The 507-nt window shown below is 70.0% G+C and carries 1 protein-coding gene; it reads right to left on the bottom strand.

The genetic code is table 11. From position 1 onward, the window contains the following. Positions 1-507 (bottom strand): hypothetical protein (locus tag ACXJKJ_RS32420; protein ID WP_457395874.1); only part of this gene is annotated, 507 nt, incomplete at both ends.

The raw sequence follows: 507 nt of genomic DNA, 5'->3' as shown, positions 1-507 counted from the left end.
AGCATGTGCTGGTCGGCGGCGCGCGCGACCAGACGGACGTTGCCCGGCATGCCGTCCGGCGCGCTGCGCAGCAGGAGGCTGTCGGCATGCTCGCGGCGGACAAGCGGGCGGATCAGGATGTCCAGGCCGAGCGCGGCATCGGTGACCCCGGTCTCAACTGCCCAGAGCGCGCCGGACAGGTCTGTGGCAGTGATCACCTGGACTTGCGGATAGTGCGCCTGCAGCCACTGCGGATAGCGACTGCCCTGGACCACCGCAACCCGGTGCGGGGGGCTGACGTCCAGGCCGATCTGCGCGGCACCGGCATGACGGACGGCCACCAGTGTCTCGCCGCGATAGTACGGCGGGGAGGCGCTGAGCGGGCACGGCGCATTCTCCAGTTCGCCAAGCAGCAGCATCAGGTCGGCGTCGTGTTCGCACACCGCCTGCAGGGCCGAAACGCTGGAGGAGGCCGCGGACGCCTTGAAGCGCATGCCGGTGCGCTGGCCCACCAGTTCGGAATAGCCA

Source organism: Roseateles sp. P5_E1 (genome assembly GCF_054049335.1).
This window is presented reverse-complemented; position numbering and strand designations above follow the sequence as displayed.